The sequence below is a fragment of the Silvanigrella sp. genome, assembly GCF_044369315.1.
Taxonomy (GTDB): Bacteria; Bdellovibrionota_B; Oligoflexia; order Silvanigrellales; family Silvanigrellaceae; genus Silvanigrella.
Window position 1 is genome coordinate 1 of the sequence record NZ_JBIPMD010000064.1, and the last position, 15,254, is coordinate 15,254.

Annotated in this window: 13 protein-coding genes; 4 read left to right on the forward strand and 9 right to left on the reverse strand. The window is 28.0% G+C overall.

Annotation, left to right across the window (positions count from 1 at the left end):
• Positions 1–195: 195 nt before the first annotated feature.
• From ACIQ56_RS07285 to ACIQ56_RS07300, 4 genes are all read right to left on the reverse strand, one after another.
• Positions 196–1,449 carry a DUF4113 domain-containing protein gene (locus ACIQ56_RS07285; RefSeq protein ID WP_397600410.1) on the reverse strand — a complete coding sequence of 418 codons (1,254 nt, stop codon included), beginning with the start codon at positions 1,447–1,449 and terminating at the stop codon, positions 196–198.
• Positions 1,450–1,490: 41 nt separating this feature from the next.
• The gene (locus ACIQ56_RS07290; RefSeq protein ID WP_397600411.1) at positions 1,491–2,096 is read right to left on the reverse strand and encodes a glutathione binding-like protein; all 606 of its coding nucleotides are present in this window, start codon (positions 2,094–2,096) and stop codon (positions 1,491–1,493) included.
• Between the two features lie 151 nt (positions 2,097–2,247).
• The gene (locus tag ACIQ56_RS07295) at positions 2,248–2,661 is read right to left on the reverse strand and encodes a LexA family protein (protein WP_397600412.1); all 414 of its coding nucleotides are present in this window, start codon (positions 2,659–2,661) and stop codon (positions 2,248–2,250) included.
• Positions 2,662–2,711: 50 nt separating this feature from the next.
• Positions 2,712–3,362 (reverse strand): SOS response-associated peptidase family protein, encoded by a 651-nt coding sequence (locus ACIQ56_RS07300; RefSeq protein WP_397600413.1) that lies wholly within the window; start codon positions 3,360–3,362, stop codon positions 2,712–2,714.
• A gap of 111 nt (positions 3,363–3,473) precedes the next feature.
• Between ACIQ56_RS07300 and ACIQ56_RS07305 the strand changes: the two genes are divergently transcribed.
• The 4 genes from ACIQ56_RS07305 to ACIQ56_RS07320 all read left to right on the forward strand — a co-directional run bounded on the left by ACIQ56_RS07305 (position 3,474) and on the right by ACIQ56_RS07320 (position 6,455).
• Positions 3,474–4,214: a class I SAM-dependent methyltransferase gene (locus ACIQ56_RS07305; protein ID WP_397600414.1), complete on the forward strand. Its 741-nt coding sequence runs from the start codon at positions 3,474–3,476 to the stop codon at positions 4,212–4,214.
• Positions 4,215–4,417: 203 nt separating this feature from the next.
• Complete coding sequence (locus tag ACIQ56_RS07310) at positions 4,418–5,365, forward strand: hypothetical protein (protein ID WP_397600415.1); 948 nt, start codon at positions 4,418–4,420, stop codon at positions 5,363–5,365.
• A gap of 256 nt (positions 5,366–5,621) precedes the next feature.
• On the forward strand, positions 5,622–6,068 hold the full coding sequence (locus ACIQ56_RS07315; RefSeq protein WP_397600416.1) for a hypothetical protein: 447 nt from the start codon (positions 5,622–5,624) through the stop codon (positions 6,066–6,068).
• A gap of 189 nt (positions 6,069–6,257) precedes the next feature.
• Positions 6,258–6,455: a hypothetical protein gene (locus tag ACIQ56_RS07320; RefSeq protein ID WP_397600417.1), complete on the forward strand. Its 198-nt coding sequence runs from the start codon at positions 6,258–6,260 to the stop codon at positions 6,453–6,455.
• A gap of 27 nt (positions 6,456–6,482) precedes the next feature.
• Here ACIQ56_RS07320 and ACIQ56_RS07325 read toward each other — a convergent pair whose 3' ends face one another.
• The 5 genes from ACIQ56_RS07325 to ACIQ56_RS07345 form a co-directional block, all read right to left on the reverse strand.
• Positions 6,483–6,878 carry a hypothetical protein gene (locus ACIQ56_RS07325; protein ID WP_397600418.1) on the reverse strand — a complete coding sequence of 132 codons (396 nt, stop codon included), beginning with the start codon at positions 6,876–6,878 and terminating at the stop codon, positions 6,483–6,485.
• Positions 6,871–7,830, reverse strand: a complete 960-nt coding sequence (locus tag ACIQ56_RS07330) for a hypothetical protein (RefSeq protein WP_397600419.1) — start codon at positions 7,828–7,830, stop codon at positions 6,871–6,873. The genes ACIQ56_RS07325 and ACIQ56_RS07330 overlap by 8 nt, the downstream gene beginning before the upstream one ends.
• Positions 7,831–7,894: 64 nt before the next feature.
• The gene (locus ACIQ56_RS07335; protein ID WP_397600420.1) at positions 7,895–9,604 is read right to left on the reverse strand and encodes a hypothetical protein; all 1,710 of its coding nucleotides are present in this window, start codon (positions 9,602–9,604) and stop codon (positions 7,895–7,897) included.
• A 227-nt stretch (positions 9,605–9,831) separates the two neighbouring features.
• Positions 9,832–14,943, reverse strand: a complete 5,112-nt coding sequence (locus tag ACIQ56_RS07340) for an RHS repeat-associated core domain-containing protein (RefSeq protein WP_397600421.1) — start codon at positions 14,941–14,943, stop codon at positions 9,832–9,834.
• 45 nt (positions 14,944–14,988) lie between these two features.
• Positions 14,989–15,254 (reverse strand): hypothetical protein (locus ACIQ56_RS07345; RefSeq protein WP_397600422.1); only part of this gene is annotated, 266 nt, incomplete at its 5' end.

Here is a 15,254-nt window from a genome sequence, read left to right on the forward strand (position 1 = left end):
CATCCAAAGTCCGTTCAACAAAGGGCTTGCTTGTCCATGTTTTCGGAAGATTTTCTGCATGCCTTTTTAAGTACATATTCTTTTTCTAAAAACACATTCTCAACTCTTAACTGGCATAATTAGTTTATTTTATTGAATTTAAAAATACAATTTTTATTTTAAGCGTCAAAATTTAGGAGTTATTTTGTTTTCAGATTATTTAATCTCAATCAGCTCATTTATATTTGTTGAAAACTTTTTAGACACAAATCCTCTTTTCGCAATCCATGCTTTTTTATCAAAGGAGTCTGCAAAATTAATTGTAAACATTCCATTTAAATCATTAATTTTATCTACAACACTCGTTATCATGCTTTCTTTTTGTATTTCTCTAAAATCAAATAAATTAGAAGGTAAAAAACTTCTTTGTTTTAAGTCAAAAAGAACAATACCACATTTTTTATATTCTTTATTTTCTTTAAATATTTTTATTAATGCTAATTTTGCAAATTTTAAATAATCGGGTGTATAACAAGAATAATAAGGCAAACGAATATTTATAGATTCGCTGTAAAAATCGCCTTTATGATAACTTGTACTTAAGTAAACAGTGAAGTACTGGGCTTCTAATTGCTCTTGCCTTAATTTTTTACAGGCAATCACTATATGATTTGCAAGAGCCCCAAAAATATCTTCTCTATTTTTTACAGAATTTCCAAAACTTCTAGAGACCGTAATGCTTTTTTTCGGTTCGCTAAACAGTTGCAGCTCAATACAAGGCACTCCTTTTAACTCTCTTGCCATGTTTAGACCTTGAATTGTAAAATGCTTTCTTAAAAAGAACTCATCAAGTTCGATAAATTGATTTGCGAAAAAAACACCAAATTCATTTAATTTTTTGGAATACTGATACCCAATTCCCCAAATGTCTTTTACTTCCGTTCTTTTTAAGGCTTCTTCAATATGTTTTTGTTCATATAAAGCCAATACTCCATTTGCTTTTAAAGATTTTTTAGCTATTTTATTTGCAATTTTTGACAATGATTTTGTAAATGAAATGCCTACTCCACATTGAATTCCAGTATTTTGATATACTGTATTTTTTATTTTCCAACCCATTTCATTTAATTTTTGTTTTGGAATATGAGATAAATCCATAAAAGCTTCATCAATAGAATAAACTTCAACGTCCGGAGAAAAGGCTTCTAGACATTTCATAAGCCTTGCAGACATATCTCCATAAAGTTCATAGTTAGAAGAAAAGTATTGGATATCATGCTTTTTAATGAGATCTTTTATTTCAAAAAAAGCTTGCCCCATTTTAATTCCAAGAGCTTTTGCTTCATTACTACGACTGACGATAGCACCATCATTATTGGAAAGAACAACAACAGGCTTGTTACGTAACTTAGGATTAAATACACGTTCACAAGATACATAAAAATTATTTCCATCAATGAGAGCTATCATATTTATACAAATAAACCACTTTATAACTAATATTATTTAAACTATTTATCTTCTACGAGACTTTTTACAATAGCAGGACGATTTTTAAGATTTTCAAAATAAGCATTTATTTTAGGCCAAGCTTTACGTTCGACATCGATATGATCAAACCAAGTTAAAATAACAAACAAATAAGAATCAGCAAAAGTATAATGATCCCCTACAAAAAAAGAATGCTGTGTTAGTTCTTTCTCTATATAATTAGCTAATTTATCAAGCCTTGGTCTTAATACAGAATTTTTAATTTCTTTTGAAATTTCGGGATTAAAAAAAATGCCCACTGTTTTATGAAAATCAGAAGAAATAAAATTTAACTTTTCGAGCACACGATAACGAGGCCAAGCCATTTCTCTTGGAATAAAATTTCCACCTTGAGAGTGGTTATCTGCTAAATATTGCAAAATAATGGCTCCTTCTGTAAGCGTTTCACCACTGGAAAGTTGTAATACAGGCACAGCTCCCTTTGCATTTATTTTTGTGAAATCCATTCCACTTTCTGTAAGAGATGTTTTTATATCTACTTTTTCATACTGGCACTCCAGACCAAGTTCATTAATAGCAATACGTGAAGCGAGAGAACAAGAACCTTTTGAAAAATAAAGTTTCATACATTACTCCTTTAAAAAAAATAAACAACAGCATTGAGAGCAAAAAGAAATTAAACCGAATTGAGTTTATAATCAATAAAATTTGTTTTATTATTTTTTTTAAATAAAATAAAGCTCACCAAATTAAATACAAATAAATATAATATTATTTTTATACGGAATGAATTACAGTTGTAACAACACCCCAAATTTCAAAGTCCACTCCTTCTTTTATAACAATATTTTCATAGGAATCATTCTCGGCTGCTAAAATAATTTTATGGTGACGAATTAAAAATCGTTTTACCGTAAACTCACCATCAAGAATAGCCACTACAATATTTCCACTAAATACTTTTAAAGATCTATCTACAACAAGAATGTCCCCACTATGAATACCAGCGCCGATCATGGAGTCTCCTTGACTGCGTACATAAAATGTAGATTCGGGATGTTTTACAATATAATCGTTTAAATCTATTTTTTTATCTACGTAGTCTGTTGCAGGAGAGGGAAATCCAGCACAAACAGTACTAAAAGCAAAAGGAATATAAATTTTTGTTTCAAAAGATGGTTTAAAATACATCATAACCTCCTCACCATATATTTGTATGGTGTTATGACATTTGTCAAAGGCTATTTTCGTTTTTCCCACCCTTTTTTTAATGGTCTATCAATTTCAACTGATATTTTAGGCTCCTGTCTATTATTAAGGAACTGAATAAAATCTTTTCCATCGTGATTTTCACAATCAAACCAATTTTCAAAAGTTTTTAGTTTTTGTTTTAAAAATATTGGGGATCTCTCATGCCCTATTTTTCTGACAAAGTCGCCTGGCTCTGCTGTCAAAATAGAAAACGATGGAATCACTTCACCCGTCTCTTTATCCGTCCAATAGTCAAAAATAGCAGGAACAAAAATACATTCCGCTAAATTAAATTTAACCATATTTCCTGCAAATTTTCCTTCATAGATTGGCTCAATAAATGTAGTTATGGGAACAAGACAATGATTTTTTAAAAAAGGTTTTTTCCATGTTGGCTTTTCCAATACCGTTTCAAGTCGAACATTATGGGTTGCGAACTTGGGTTTACGATCATGAGACCAAGAGGGAACTAAAGAAAAATAAAATAGCTCAATAAAATATTCATTATTCTTATACTCAATAATAGGAGATTGTGAATGTGGTAAAATTCTGTCTTTCCATTCTATAGAATTTAAATTTAGACTAAATATAGACAATGATTTTTGAAAAAGAATTCTATCTACAAGAAATTGAGCACACATAAAAAGACCTCCCTTATTTTAAAAATAAATTATACAAAAAAAGTTATTTCTTGACAGGTATTTTTTGTATGGTACTTTAATTGCAATTCTTTTATAAAGATGGGGTTAATTATGACAAATAATAGTGACTATATATATGATAATTACTTCGCTACTACAAAAAATAAAATGGGCTTTGCTTTTAAAGGCATAAATGATGACATAACAAAAAACTTCATAGAATTTTCAAAATTAGCTAAATCACCTGTATTAGAAATTGGCGCTGCCTATGGAGCTGTTACGTTAGAAGCGCTAAAAAACGGTGCTACCGTTATTGCAAATGACATTGATGAAAAACATCTTGAAGAAATATACAATAATTGCGATTTAAATTTGAAAAAAAATTTAATTTTAATACAAAATGATTATGACAATTTAAATTTCTTACAAGACTCCCTATCGGCTATTTTATGCAATAGGGTTATTCATTTTTTTGATCCTGAAAAAACATTACGCACCATCAAAAAAGCATATACTTGGCTAGAAAAAGGTGGCAAAGCTTTTTATACTGTTGAAACTCCTTATCTTAAAACGTTCAATATGAAAAAAAACTTAATAAAAGATTTTGAAGAGAGAAAAAAACAAGGAGAACAATTTCCTGGATTCATAAAAACAAAAGATTATGGCGAAGACGAAATTAGCAATATTTTACCCGAATATTTAAATTTATTTGATGATGAAGTGTTAAAAAATACATTTGAATCTTGTGGTTTTCAAATAGAAAAATGTTATATGTTTGCAAGAGAATTTTATCCAGATAAAGCAAGACTAGATAATCGTGAATCCGCTGGTATTATAGCGACTAAAGTTTAAAATAAATTAATGACTTTATAAATTATTATTCATCTGCTTTTATTCTATATTCCAAGATAATTTGACAATACAAAAATTAAATACTATTATAACCATATCAATTCTTTATTTTATAGAAAATATTTTTAAGTGCTAAATAAATAATTATTAAAATAAAATTTTCAACTTAAATTAAAAATTTTATATTGAAAATGGATAAATATATGAAAAAAAATTTAAAAAATATGCTAGCAGCATCAATTCTTTGTTATTATGAATCTTCAAATGCCGCAGAATTAACATGGGCTGAAAATACTAAAACGATTGCCTATTTAGTTGATTCAAAAATGGGGAAAGTTGCTTCTTGTTTTGTTGGAAAAAACAATGACTTCAGCCGATGTAGAAATATTTTAGACGATCCAAATTATAAAGAAATAAGCGATATTAAAATTTACAATAAAAGATTATATCTTTTAAATGGAAATAAAGGAAAAATTTTAATTTATAATATAAATCAAGAGGATCGTAATTTGATTTTAATTTGGGAGATAAATGGTTTTAATAAACCAACAAGCATTGAGATAAAAGATAATAAAATTTATATTACGGATCTTTCTCTAAGAAATAAAATTTACTCTTTTAATTTAGATAAAAATGGCATATTTAATAAAAATGAGCCTCCTATAAATGTCCATGGAGTACATTTTCCTAATGACGTTAAATATAATAATAATATATTTTACTTTTTAAATAATAATTTAAAAAATTCAATCACACTTTGTAAAAAGAACATTCATGGAAATTATGACTTCAATTTATGCGAAAATTCAGACGATGTAAAAAAATTTAATCTCCTTTCTAATGAAGAAAATTTTGATGATAATAAAATTTTTATCCATAAAAATCAAAAAGAAGGATTTCCAATTTTTCTATCTTCTAAAAATATTTCATACTTAAATGGATTTGCTTATTTATCAAATAAAAACAAGGATAATAATATAGCAATTTGCAAATTAGATGACTCTGGAAACATGAGTGATTGTAACAACAAAATCTTATGCACAGATTTATCAATAAGTGGAATTTATTATGATAACCTCTATTTTACAGATATTTCCTATTTTAATATAAAAAACATTAAAACTATTGACCATTATTTCCGTTCCCTTTAAATTAGATTATTCATAATCATAACAAATATATAACATCTTTAATGAGGTTTAGAAGAGATATTACAAGTTATACTCTTAACTTCGTTTATTAACCTTTTTAAAAAAACTAATTTTTTTTAACTCAATAAAATTACTATTAAAATAGATGAAATTATTGCCCCAAAATTTGAATGTCCTAAAATACAAATTTACACGTCATTAAAAATAAACTATATTAAAAATGATTTAACAATCCTTTTTAATTTGAGGATTTTTTATGAGTGCAAAAAATTTTTTATTAGTCGGTGATTTCGCAACAGCCCATATGATGGACCCAGAAAGCGGTGGAATACTCATTGCCCCTTCAATAGGTACTCCTTTAAAGGCATCTTCCAGTACAACAGACCTAGAAAGAGGGGTTTTAGTTGAGGGGGATGAAAAAGAAATCATTTTTACACCAGCACCTTATTCTACCCCTGCATTCCCAGTACCTGGGGTTGTAAGCTGTAAAATAAAAGAATTACACAGCAGCAACAAAGCGGAACACGCAACAGACAGCGGAAAAAAAATTCTTCTCATAGGCTCAAGTCCCTATACAGTCACCTTTACTGTTATCACACCCGCATCAAACCCACCGGCATTTACATTAGACACCCCTGGGAAAGAATATTCTGGCAAAGGGACTTTTACCGACAATGGACCTCATTCCTGCATAGAAACATAAGCTCCTGAATTAATTAAATATAAATATTATTTCCTCAAATAAAATCAAAAAATAATAAATATTATTTTTACTTAACCGAATAAAAATAAACGTTCGTATTTATTAAGTTAAATCATAATTATAAAAATAACTATTTTTTAATTTAACAATAAATAGATCTATAAAAAATCATAATAAATGAGGTTTTTTATGCAAAATTTTAATTATGATGAAGTAAATGACAGATGGGTTATTAAACACCCCATTAATGAGGGTGACATAATAGAAAAATATAATGATAAAACAGAGCTCTGGGAAAGATATAAAGTCCAAAGAGACTCTAATGGCAACTGGCATTTACCAAATGGGGAAACATTTAGTAAAAGTTGGATTGTTAGACATCCTTAGATTAAAATAAATATCAATTCCCAAAAATTAAAATTCATCTGGTAGATAAATTTCTTCCCCATTAGGCATAACGGTAATAGTTACGTTACCTTTTCTGAATATACTTGTTCCTTCAGGCTTTATTTCAAGAAGAACTCTATCTTGAGGATCTTTTAACCACGCTACATACTCTTTTGGAGACATTTCTTTTATTTTTTTATCTGCTTCATTTTTTTCATCATTTACATTTACATTATTATCCAATTTGGTTGACTCTGATTTTTCAGGAATTGATTTCGTATTTGGAATCTCATTTTTATTTTCTTCTGAACTCGTTATCTTTGAAGAATTTAAATCTGTATCATTTTTTCTTGTAATGTAAAAAGAAATAAAAACTAAAATAAAAATAATTGAAAAAATATAAAAAATTTGTTTTCTACTCATACCCCACCCACACTAAATGATTTAAAGTTTTATTTTTTCTTTTCAATTTAACCACTACAAAATTATTTTGAATATTATCTTGACTACATTTATCTTCTAAAAAATAGGAATTATGAAAACATTTTTCATAAATTAATCTCGTAGATTTCATATAAGGAATCATTTTATAATGATCACTTATACTTTCTTTAAAAGTATCAACATTGCTATTTATAGATTCAATCAATAAATAAGATGTTTCTGTCTCATTAAAATATTTTTGTTTTGTCTTTGATAAATTATTGAGGAAAGTATTTATGATTTCACTCGTTAAATAAGGATATCTAATTTGAGTTGAATCAAACCAATTTAAAAATTCATTGATAGACTCATTGCCCATTTTTTTTGACTGAGTTTCAAATGATTTATCTAAAATATCATTATACTTAGGATAAGAAATTATATTATTCGCTTTATCAATTAAATACTGCTCTAAGTCATTTATAATAAACGAAGTTGTAATATCTCCTAAAAAATTATCATTTTTACAATTAGCCATATTAATAGATGTAAAATTAGTTAAATCATTTGATAAAGAAATTATTTCATCTTGAGTTAAATTATAAATACCATTTGGTTTTAAATGTTCAATTAAGTTTAACCTTGAATTTAAATCAATTTTTTTAAACCAACTAAAAAAACAACCTTTAACAATTTGAGATACCTCAGGCATAACATTAAAACTAATTGATAGATTATTATAATGAAACTTAGAACCTTTTAATCTTTGCTTTAACCAAATATCAGCATAAGTTATTTCTTGTGGAGTTAAACTTTGAACTTCAGTAGATACAAAAAATATTTTATCCATTTGATTTGAAGCTCTAAAACTTCCTTTAACGTAACTAACAGGGAGAGAATAAGAGTTAAAACACAGAAATAGCGCAAGAATAAAGATAAGATTTTTAAACATAAAATAACGCCTCAAAATAAAATTAGAAAGAACTACTTAAAAAGAAGCTCTTTCTTTTTTTTTATTAAAGATCTTCAGGAAGAATGTTACCTTCTTGAGAAACGGCAGCTCCTGTATTGCGATTTATTCCGCATTGAACTGCATCTTGAGTTACTTGGCAAGATTGGGATTGTTTAGCTGATTGAGTTGCATCTGCTAAAGGAACAGACTTTTCTTGCTCTCCTTCATTACAAGCTCTATAGGCTCTTGATTTTACATTCCAAACAAAACAAATTGCGGTTGGAACCGAAATTTCTATTTTACTTGAAACCGTTCCGGTTAACTCTTTATGAATTTTTAAACCTGTTAATGTTGTTAAATCTGTTGCACTTGTTTGCCAAAATGGATTGGGACGTTTTGCTAAAGATTGTGCCGCTTGATTACTCCAACCTGATTGTTGATAAGCTTGGAAAACATTTTGATAACCGTTATTTTGTGCTGTTCTATCTATAATTTGATTTTGTTGAACCTGTTGCCAATATTGTCCTTTATTTACGGTAGACAAATTGGATTTTTGAACCTGAAGAGCTGCAATTTCTTTTTCAATCGCTTGGACTCCAGCCATTTGAGCTGCATTTGAGTCACCAGATAATACTGTTATACGACAAGGACTTTGTTGAGCTCCTTGTTGTTGAGCAATTAAATTACCAATCGAGTTGTCGTTAAATACAGCTACTTGTTTGTTAATAATAGAACGATCTTTTACAACCAAACCAGGGCCAAAATCACAATCTAGAGTGGCTCTATAAGCTGGTACTTGTTGAGTAATAACGCCTTTAACTGCAATTGGTGGAATAAAAGGAGCTAAGTTTCTAGCAAATGCAACTGCCCCATTTGTTGTTAAGTCAAAGTTAAATGTTGCACCTGTAAGGGTTCCTCCTCCTTTAAGAGAAGAAAAAATAGGTATGCCTGCTCTTTGACTTTTTACTCCATTCGCATCGTATTGAAGTTCGGTTAAAGATTCAAAAGAAAGGCTTGATAATGGGATTAATGAAATTTTCACATTTTGAGCATAGTTACCTTTATAAGTTTTTATTTTAACTAATTCTTCAGCTGTAAAACCTGCATATATATTTCCAGTAATTAATCCGCCATTAGATGAATTCAAATCCACTAGCTTTTGATTCAAACGGTTTTGTCTATCAGAAATACTTTCATTATTAAAAATAGGAAAAACTATACCTGCACTAGAAAAAAATGTAGCAGTATTATTATATAAAGAAGTTAACACAACACCAGGAATACTTTTTTCAAAACTCGATGCGCTTGTTTCCGCTAATTTTTTTCTTTCAAGAGCTTTATTTAAATAATTTTGATACACTTGAATATTTGGATCATACGGATTCAATTTTATAGCATTATCAATAACGGCTTGAAGATCTGTTACTACTTTTCTAATATTAAAATATTCTTCCGCTGTTAAGTTAGATAGTTTTAAACTTAAATCTGCAATTTGAGAAGAACTTGAAACAGCGACTTCATTTTTTGTAAAAGTGGCAGAGACTCCATCTGCATTTACAGCTGCTTTTAATTTTGGAACATAATAATATTGCATAGTATCAGATTGATCTTGATAAACAGGCATGCTTACAACAAAATCAATAGCGGATTTGTCACTTTGTTGCATTGATTGAGTTACAGGCAAAGGTAAGGTTGTTGTTTGCGTTTTTGGGTAAGCAAACACAACAGTTGGCATCATACCAGCAATAATAGTTAACAAAGACTTGCATCGCATAAATAAACTCCTTAAATATAAAATTTTATAACAATGAGACTAGGGACAGAACGCTGTTAAATTTAGAACAATAAAATATTAAAATTTGAATTTGTTTTTTAGATAACAAAATACCCAAACAAAATCAATAGTTATATTGGGAATTTTTGTTTGAATTTTAAATAAAGCTTATATTATAATTCGTAATAAATAAATATTTAGAAAAATAATTCATTAAAAATTTAAATTTAAAGATTATTTCTTACCGTTGTTAAAGCTTCCTGATAATAGTCAAAGTACTCATCAAAAGTTTGCGATTTATTAAAAATATCCATAAATTTATTAAAGAAGGGATCTGTTTCATGAAAGTTTGAATTTCTAATGACATCTAATTGCTCTATTTTAGAAGCTTTAAAATATGCTGTTGCACTATATCTTCCTATTTCCTCATCAGTACCTATAGTATAAGCTCTCATGTAATATAAAATTCTTTGCGCATCAAAAGTTTTTCCTCTAAATGGAGTATCAGCAATATCTTGTAATTTGCTCACTTTATCGTAAATATCTTTGTTACGATAAATTTTAGATGAGAAATTATCTGTATTTTCATATTTTTGAAAATACGCGTATTTTTCTTCATTAACCCTGATAGAAATTCTTCCGTATCTATCTGCAGCTTCATCTAAAGGAATTTCATTACTCAAGACCTTTGCTGAAGAAAGAGAGCAAGCAATCCCGCTTACGGCAGATACAATTCCAAGAGCTAAAGAAGCCCAACCTAAAGCACTTGCTGTATTTGGATAACTCTCAGCTAGTGATTTATCACCAACTTCTAATGCCATTTCTGCTTTATGACTATAAATAGAGCTTGCTATACCTGTCGCACCAGATGCCACTCCCGTAACTAGTGAAGTTGTCGCAAGTGCTATCTGTGTCGTGGTTGCGCTTGTAGTAAGTGTTCCACCAACCGCAGTTAAGCTTAAAGTACTTCCAAAAGAAAAAACGGAAGCAACAATACCGACAATAGCAAGCAGAATTCCTACGCCCATTACAGCATAAGAAGCAGCACTTTCTCCTGAAGAATCAAACTTCATAATTGGATTATTTTCAGCAAAAATATATCCATTGATACCGCCTTTTCCAAACGGAGAATTTACGTCATGTTGCATAAAACGACCTAAACCAGGGTTATATGCTCTATATCCTTGTCCTAAAAACTGAAATCCTGTCTTTGAATCTGTGCGCTCTCCATTAAATCCAATGTTACTTAATTTTAAAATACTTGATTTTTTAGAAACATCAGAAGACTGCCCATAAGGGGTATATGCTAATTCTATATCCAATAATGTGTTTCCTTCTAAAATACGAATCACACTATGGGCTTGGTCTGTTAAAAAAAGTTGAAAGTTTTTACCATCTATTTTTTTACCTATGATACGACCGCTTACCTGAAAATAACTTATTAAATTTCCATTTGATATTTCATTTAAAACCCTTGCACCATTATAATAAAACCGGCTTTCTTCATTGGAAATTGCCGTTTTTTGTGAGACAAGCGCTCCAGAACCATTATAAAAATATTCAGTTTCTTTACCATTAGAAATAAATTTTTCCATCCGATTAAAAGGAGAATAAATAAATAAATTTCCATCCCCATCTTTTATAACATTTCCTTCATTATCATAATCAATAGTATAACTTTTATTTATTTTAGGACTTATTATTGAATATCCAGATATTTTTAGAGGATCTTTATTTAAATAATGATATGTAGTTAAGCTTGTTTGAGTATCTGAAAATACAACTTTAGCTGTTCTTATATTATTTAAACCATCAAATGAATACTCTTCAGAAATAATCGTATTTTTATTTTGATCTTTAGGACACAAATTGCCATTACAAAAATAGCTTAACAAATTATTTAAAGTATCGTATGTATAGGATTCATTAGCTATAGTATTTGAACCCGATTCTCCTGTTCTTACTCTTGATGCAATATTCAAATCTTTATAATAGGTAAATGAATAGGAAAGAGTTTGTTTATCACGAACAAAATGTGTTAATTTTTTTAAACCATTTAATTCATTATATTCATAAATTGTTTTTGCATCATTTGGCGACAATTTATAATATATTCTTCCATATTTATCATAAAAATACTTTTCAACTTGATTCTCATTTGTAATTGAGGATATAAATTTAGAAGACTCTAACTTTGCATTTGATTTGCTATAATTATAAATAGTTTTATTACCTAAAATATCCGTAATAAGAATAATTGCGCCTTGCATATCATAATCATAAGAAATTTTTCTATCATCAGGATAGATCACAGATTTTAAACTTCCATCAATATTATATGAATACTTTGTTTCTCCAGTCGAATCTCTCATAAGGATTAATTTTTGATTTTTATCATCATACAAATACGTCGAAGAATATTTTCCAGAAAAGTCATTTGATACTTCTTTTTTATATAATTGATTTAATGAATTATAAGCATATTTTATCTCTTTAGCCGAATTACGATTCTGATTAATTAAATTTCCTTTTTTGTCATATTCGTATTTAATTATGTTTCCAGACATATCTTTATAACTTAATATTTGTCCTAATAAGTTATACTCATTAGTACCTAATACATATTCAGTACCATTTTTTACAACAACAGTTTTTTTAGTTACTTTAGATTCAAAAATAGGGTCATATTCATATTTTATTCGACGACCATCTGAAAAAATATCTTCTAATTTTTGCCCTAACAAATTATAATTATAACTTGTTTTATTTCCATTTATATCAATAGACTCTAAAAGGTTTCCATAATTATCATATTTTTTAAAGCTTTGACTATATAGATTTCTATTGCTCTTTAAGAGTTGCGCTTTGATAGGTTTTTTATTTTCGTTTAATGTAACAATACTTATAGGAGATAATTCTCCATCAGCAGCTAAAACAAAACTTTCCTGAGTTAAATTAACATCGTCATATTTTGTAACTTTAGTTTCGCTACTTGGAGATATCATTTGTATTTCTCTTCCAAGAATATCATATTTATAATTTATTGAATATTGAAATAAATTTCCATTTCGATCATTATTATAAATAGTTTCTCTTATTTTTTGTCCAACAATACCATAAGAATATGATTTAATTTTATTCATATTTCCATTATTATTTAGGGCATATTTTTCGAGTTCTCTCCCTAAAGAATCATATACAACCGCAATTTTATATCCATTAGATTTTTGAACGATCATAGAACTTGTTCCATAACCTCCAAAATTTGTATCATTAATTTTAAAGGTATATACTGTTTTTAATTCAGTTGAACTTGAAATGGGCTTATTGACTTCTAAAATTTTGCGTCCTAAAACATCGTATTTATAAGATGCTTCAATTCCTTTTGGATCAAGACTTTTCTCTTCGAGGTTTGTATAAGAATTTAAAACACTAACTTCTTTAGCAAGTAAATTTCCATCTTTAGATAATAAATTTCTTGTAAATTGATTCGTATATTGATTTATATTATATTCTTGTTTTTTTTGAATAACTTTACATCTTTTATTTGACAAAGCAAATAATTTAGTAGAAGTTGGAAGAGCAAATGTTGCAATACCTGAACTCTTGTCATATGAATGAGTTTCAATTTTATAAATTGTCCCACAGTTTTTATCACTAATATCACATAAATTCTGACTTAATTTATTGATCTTTGCTCTTAACCTTTGAATCAAATTACCTTGATAATTATTAGCTTGTTCATAAATATAATCTATAATTTTGTAACCGCCGCCATTTATTGAGTATTCAATTTCTCTCAAGGGAAGATGTTTTATTTTATTAAAAGTTTTTTCTGAATCTAAGTAAAAATATTCCTTTACAATTCCTGAAACATCTTGAGTTTTTATAATATTTCCATTGGAATCATATTCTTGTTTTGTAATTTCTGTTCGTCTATTCCCATTTGAATAATAGGTTAATCTTACTTCTTTTGGAAAATTATAATTTTCATCTAATGAATCAAAGCTTTTATTATTCCAATCGGGATAGATATATTCTTTAACCTGAAAATATTCACCATTTACTTTTAATATTTCTTTCAATAATTGATGAAAATGATTATAAACCCTCTCCGTAGTAATTGTTTTATTGTTAGGTCCATTTTTTCTTTCTATTGTTGAATAAGTATAAGAATTAGGTGTAAAAAATAAAGTATCTTCTCCTTCTTTATACCCAGTAAATCCATAAGCTAAATAATTTGTTTTTGTACTTTCATAATAAGAATAAATTATTTCTTCAATATTATTATCCGATCTTGGCAAAGAAATTGTTTTTATTTTTGAAACTGCAGGAGCAGAAAAACCTTTTTTTGCTGAATTTAAACCGCCAACTAAATATATTATATTTATTGAAGTTCCAGTTGGATATAAAATATCGGTTATTAAAGAATCGGTATTCATTTCTCTTTCTGGCAGTGCTTTATATGAAAATTTAATTTCTTGTCCAAGAGCGTCGTTGATAGAAGTTAATAAATTATCCTTACTTTTTTTTATCATTGTTGTTGCTTTTTCATTTGGTCCAATAATTCGTTGAATCCAAACTTCATAGTTTGAAGGATAATTAATCTCAAGCTTTTTAATTTCGGAGTCATCATATATATTTTTGTACACAATGGATTGAAGACGAGACCCCATTTCATAATTTAACGTGGCAGAATATCCTTCTACATTAATATACTTAATAAGATTGCCAAATGTTCTATCTATTTGCTCGATATGTCCATCTTTATATTTCAATGTGATTAAATTATTTGATAAGGAAACAATTAAATCTTTAATTTTATAATATTTTAGTCTTCCAGTTCCAATATCTAATTTATAACTTCCACCACTCCCTAAAATTAACATTCCGCTTTTTGTATCATAATGAGTTAAATTCCAAGACCAACCTTTTCCAAGGCTATAAACATCAGAATTAGATAAGGAAGAATAGTTTAAAGAAAGAGGAATGGCAGGATCTTCAAAGCCATTCCCAACAATATTCCCAATTTTAAAAGAAATTGAAAAAGCACCTGTTCTAGGATCTACCGTTTGCGATAAAGACTTATAATTATAAGCATCACTTACTGCTGAATTATTTGATGGCGCTTGAGCTTGTGCCTGACTATAACCATTTTCTAAATTCAAATTTATTTTATCTGATTTTAAAGATTTAGAAGAATTTTGTGTAGAATTATAAATTGTATTTGTTATTTTGGAAATACCACTTGCATAAACATAAGATTGGAAAGGTTGAAAAAGCATTATTAGAATAACTAAAAATGAAGTAAATTTATTTAAATTAATCTTTTTATTCATTCCAGTTCCAATCAATTTTTAAATACAAAATAATTTCATAATCAATCAAAACTCTGAATAATTGATTGATTTAAATGGATTTCCAAATGAATCTAGTCCAAATATTTCAAAAGTAAATGGGGTAGACCATTGATAATTACCAACCCAACCAGGCATACAGCTATCTGTTATAGAAGCAAATGCAAAATCATTTTTGCCAATGGCTGCAAGAGATAAATTAGCTTCGCTTGCATAAGATCCTATTTTTTTAACCGTAATAATATCTACATTATTTGATTTTAATTTACCTGAAACAAAGTAACCTGTATAAT